This is a genomic window from Streptococcus mitis (assembly GCF_003942795.1).
In the GTDB taxonomy this organism is placed as follows: Bacteria; Bacillota; Bacilli; order Lactobacillales; family Streptococcaceae; genus Streptococcus; species Streptococcus mitis_BJ.
Map to the genome: position 1 here is coordinate 1 of NZ_RJNY01000038.1, position 4,844 is coordinate 4,844.

General features: G+C 38.4%; 5 protein-coding genes. All 5 read left to right on the forward strand.

Features of this window, described 5'->3' with window-relative positions; all coding sequences use genetic code 11:
* The coding region (locus tag D8847_RS10190) for a hypothetical protein (RefSeq protein ID WP_125841467.1) at positions 1-288 on the forward strand (288 nt) is incomplete at its 5' end.
* Positions 289-412: 124 nt separating this feature from the next.
* The gene (locus tag D8847_RS10195) at positions 413-1,210 is read left to right on the forward strand and encodes a formate/nitrite transporter family protein (protein WP_000254787.1); all 798 of its coding nucleotides are present in this window, start codon (positions 413-415) and stop codon (positions 1,208-1,210) included.
* Positions 1,211-1,360: 150 nt separating this feature from the next.
* The gene (locus tag D8847_RS10200) at positions 1,361-2,641 is read left to right on the forward strand and encodes an O-acetylhomoserine aminocarboxypropyltransferase/cysteine synthase family protein (protein ID WP_125841468.1); all 1,281 of its coding nucleotides are present in this window, start codon (positions 1,361-1,363) and stop codon (positions 2,639-2,641) included.
* Between the two features lie 94 nt (positions 2,642-2,735).
* Positions 2,736-4,010, forward strand: a complete 1,275-nt coding sequence (locus D8847_RS10205) for a DUF2130 domain-containing protein (RefSeq protein WP_125841469.1) — start codon at positions 2,736-2,738, stop codon at positions 4,008-4,010.
* 6 nt (positions 4,011-4,016) lie between these two features.
* A partial coding sequence (locus D8847_RS10210) for a hypothetical protein (protein ID WP_125841470.1) occupies positions 4,017-4,844 on the forward strand: 828 nt, incomplete at its 3' end.

The window sequence follows — 4,844 nt, forward strand, 5'->3', positions numbered from 1 at the left end:
TGGGACGAAGAGCCTGATTGTGACTTTATAGATAAAGTTGAACTGTTATCAAAAAATTATCAGGAAAATCTCAATAGAATTATCAACTTTATGCTAGCTGATCTTAAGGAAATGTATGGAGAAGTCAGCGAGGAAGATGTGAAGAACAAGCTGGGGAAACCTATCATTGACTACAATCAAGGAACAGTTAGTTATTGTGAGCAAACCTTCGATTACTGGCACCTATTTGAGTTTGAATTTTTGGATGATCAATTTGAAACATTGAAATGTTTTTCTGTTAATGGGTAAAGGAGAGATTTATGGAATTCCTCCAATGCCTTGATTTTCTTTGTAGAAAACGTATACAAGAAAGGCTTTTCAAAATGCGTGCTTTATGTTATAATATTCACAAATAAAAGTTTAGGAGTATTTTATGGTCTCTTCAGAATTTATTTCAAAGATTGAATTTGCTTGCAAGAAGAAAGAAAGTCTTTATAGCCAAAGTAAGTTTAAGTATGCGATTCGTTCCATGTTTGCAGGTGCTTTTCTAACATTTAGTACAGCTGCGGGTGCAGTTGGGGCTGACTTGATTAATAAGATCGCACCAGGTAGTGGTCGCTTCCTTTTCCCATTCGTTTTTGCTTGGGGATTGGCCTACATTGTTTTCTTGAATGCTGAACTGGTAACTTCAAATATGATGTTTTTAACAGCTGGTAGTTTCTTGAAGAAAATCTCTTGGAGAAAAACAGCTGAGATTTTACTTTACTGTACCTTGTTCAATCTCATCGGAGCCTTGATAGCAGGTTGGGGCTTTGCCCACTCAGCAGCCTATGCAAATCTGACACATGATAGCTTCATTTCAGGGGTTGTAGAGATGAAGTTAGGTCGTTCCAATGAGTTAGTCTTACTTGAAGGTATTTTAGCCAATATCTTTGTAAACATTGCCATTCTTTCATTCGTTTTGGTGAAAGACGGTGGCGCCAAACTTTGGCTTGTCTTATCAGCAATTTACATGTTTGTATTCTTAACAAACGAACACATTGCTGCGAACTTTGCTTCTTTTGCGATTGTTAAGTTTAGTGTTGCAGCTGATTCAATTGCTAACTTTGACATACCTAATATTCTTCGTCACTGGGGTGTAACCTTTGTCGGGAACTTTATCGGTGGAGGTCTCTTGATGGGCTTACCATACGCCTTCCTCAATAAAAACGAAGATACTTATGTCGATTAAAGAAATGAGCACGAGTTAATCGTGCTTTTTTGTTTGATGTGTAAGACTAGTCATAGTTGTTCCTTATATCAAAATATAGAAAAACGGTATTGGAAAAGACTAGCACAAGATGATACAATATCCCTAATGAAGCTATTTGGAGGTCGTCTTATGACTCGTGATTTTAAATTTGAAACCCTACAATTGCATGCTGGGCAAGTAGTTGATCCAGCGACTAAGTCTCGTGCAGTACCGATTTATCAAACAACATCCTTCATTTTTGATGACACGCAAGAAGGTGCCGATTTGTTTGCCTTGAGAAAACCAGGGAACATTTATACTCGTATTACCAACCCTACAACAGCGGCATTTGAAGAAAGAATCGCTGCTCTTGAAGGTGGTGTTGGAGCACTAGCGACAGCATCAGGTATGGCTGCTGTAACCTACACTATTTTGGCGCTTGCTCACGCAGGCGACCATGTGGTGGCTGCGTCAACTATTTACGGTGGGACCTTCAACCTCTTGAAGGAAACTCTTCCTCGTTATGGTATCACAACAACCTTTGTGGATGTGGATAATTTGGAAGAAGTGGAAGCAGCTATCAATGACAATACCAAGCTTGTCTTGATTGAAACCTTGGGGAATCCCTTGATTAACATTCCTGACTTGGAAAAATTGGCTGAGATTGCGCATAAACACCAGATTCCTCTTGTTTCGGACAACACCTTTGCCACACCATATTTGATTAACGTCTTCTCTCACGGTGTAGATATTGCCATTCACTCAGCAACTAAGTTTATCGGTGGACATGGTACGACTATTGGAGGAGTGATTGTCGATAGCGGTCGTTTTGATTGGGCAGCTTCAGGGAAGTTCCCTCAATTTGTTGAGGAAGACCCAAGTTACCACAACTTGAGCTATACTCGTGATGTGGGTGCAGCAGCCTTTATTATCGCTGTTCGTGTTCAATTGCTCCGTGATACAGGTGCTGCCTTGTCACCATTTAATGCCTTTCTCTTGCTCCAAGGGCTTGAAACTCTCTCCCTTCGTGTTGAACGTCACGTGCAAAATGCAGAGAAAATTGTTGATTTCCTTGTAAATCATCCTAAGGTAGAGAAGGTAAATTATCCAAAACTAGCGGACAGTCCTTACCATGCCTTGGCTGAGAAATATTTGCCAAAAGGTGTTGGTTCAATCTTTACCTTCCATGTCAAAGGTGGAGAGGCAGAAGCTCGCAAGGTGATTGATAATTTGGAAATCTTCTCTGACCTTGCTAACGTAGCAGATGCCAAATCGCTTGTTGTCCATCCTGCGACAACCACTCACGGTCAGTTGTCAGAAAAAGATCTAGAAGCAGCAGGTGTCACACCCAACCAAATCCGCTTGTCGATCGGTCTTGAAAATGTAGAGGATTTGATTGAAGATTTGCGCTTGGCCTTGGAAAAAATTTAAAGTAAAAGATATAAACAGTGGGTTTCGACTCATTGTTTTTGATTTTCCCTCAGGCATGATATAATGGTTACAGAAGTCTAGAAAGAGGAAAGTTATGAACGAAATCAAATGTCCCAACTGTGGGGAAGTCTTTACAGTAAATGAGAGTCAGTATGCCGAACTCTTGTCCCAAGTGAGAACTGCTGAGTTTGATAAGGAATTGCACGATCGAATGAAGCAGGAGCTGGCCTTGGCTGAGCAAAAGGCCATGAATGAGCAACAGTCTAAACTGGCTCAGAAGGATCAAGAAATCGCTCAATTGCAGAGTCAAATCCAAAACTTTGATACAGAAAAAGAATTGGCTAAGAAAGAAGTTGAACAGACAAGTCATGAGGCCCTATTGGCTAAGGACAAGGAAGTACAGGCTTTGGAAAACAAATTGGCGACCTTGCGTTTGGAGCATGAAAATCAACTGCAAAAGACCCTTTCTGACTTAGAAAAAGAACGTGATCAGGTCAAAAACCAGCTCCTCTTGCAAGAAAAGGAAAATGAGCTGTCTTTGGCTTCTGTTAAGCAGAATTACGAAGCCCAGCTTAAGGCAGCCAGTGAACAAGTCGAATTCTACAAGAATTTCAAAGCCCAACAATCTACAAAAGCTATCGGGGAAAGTTTGGAACAGTATGCAGAGAGTGAGTTTAACAAGGTTCGTAGTTTTGCCTTTCCAAATGCCTACTTTGAGAAGGATAACAAGGTTTCTGCGCGTGGTTCTAAGGGAGACTTTATCTTCCGTGAATGTGATGAAAATGGAGTGGAAATTATTTCCATCATGTTTGAAATGAAAAATGAAGCGGATGGAACAGAGAAAAAGCACAAGAACTCGGATTTTTACAAGGAATTGGACAAGGACCGTCGGGAGAAAAACTGCGAATATGCGGTTCTGGTGACCATGCTAGAAGCGGATAACGACTACTTTAATACAGGGATTGTGGATGTCAGTCATGAGTATGAAAAAATGTACGTTGTCCGTCCTCAGTTATTTATCCAGTTGATTGGACTCTTGCGTAATGCAGCGCTTAATTCTTTGAAATATAAGCAAGAGTTGGCACTTGTCCGTGAACAAAACATTGATATCACTCACTTTGAGGAAGATTTGGACGCCTTTAAACTAGCCTTTGCCAAGAACTACAACTCTGCTTCGACCAACTTTGGCAAAGCTATTGATGAGATCGACAAGGCCATCAAACGCATGGAAGAGGTCAAAAAATTCCTAACCACATCCGAAAACCAACTCCGCCTCGCAAATAACAAATTGGAAGATGTTTCGGTTAAAAAATTGACCCGAAAAAATCCAACTATGAAAGCGAAGTTTGAAGCGTTGAAGGGGGGATAGAAAGCGGTGGAAAATGAATTATTAGTATTGAATACTGAAGAAGTAGATGAATTACAAAGTTTAAATTACGATGAATTGGAAGAACTACTTGAGCAACAATTTGAGATGGAATTTTCTAATCTTGAATCGTTACAAACAGAGTTTAAAGAAATAGGATCACCTGATAAGTTAAGTGAAGTTATTTTAGATGAAATTTGGAATCAATTTGGGAATCAGATTGGTTTAGATATGACAAGTGATACTCTTCTCAAGCAGTATAATGATAATATAGATAAACCAAAAGAGTATACTAAAGTAATAGGTAAAAATATTCTGGAAGATAAAAGATTCAAAGATGCAAAAAATAATATGAAAGATAAGCTAAGATCTGGAACCTTAAAAGATGAGTATACTGGTAAAACTTTGAAAATTAATGAAAAGGTTAATCTGGATCATGTTGTAGCACGTAAACAAATTTTTGAAAATCCATGGAGGAAAATTGCTGATATAGNGACTGTTGATTTAGCAAATAAATCAGAAAATTTTGCTGCAACAAACGAATCACTTAATAAAAGTAAAGGTGCAAAATCTAATAGCGAGTATATAAAGGACAGAGAAGTAAGAGAAAAAAATCTAAAAGAACAAGTTGAAAGAGCTAATAAAAAAATTGACAAGAAGGATATTTCAGATTCCGAAAAACGAAATCTTAAAGCTATAAACGAAAAAAGATTAAATGATAAATACATTTTGCATGATTCTGCAAAAGAAACATTAAAAAAATATTTAGAATTACATAGTAACAATCCTGAAAATAAAAATGCAAATGGGCGATTTGTAAGAAATGTATTTGATAGG

Excerpts from the sequence above, each read along its gene's own strand:
- D8847_RS10200 (WP_125841468.1), top strand. The coding sequence starts at position 1,361 with ATGACTCGTGATTTTAAATTTGAAACCCTACAATTGCATGCTGGGCAA.
- D8847_RS10205 (WP_125841469.1), top strand. The coding sequence starts at position 2,736 with ATGAACGAAATCAAATGTCCCAACTGTGGGGAAGTCTTTACAGTAAAT.
- D8847_RS10195 (WP_000254787.1), top strand. The coding sequence starts at position 413 with ATGGTCTCTTCAGAATTTATTTCAAAGATTGAATTTGCTTGCAAGAAG.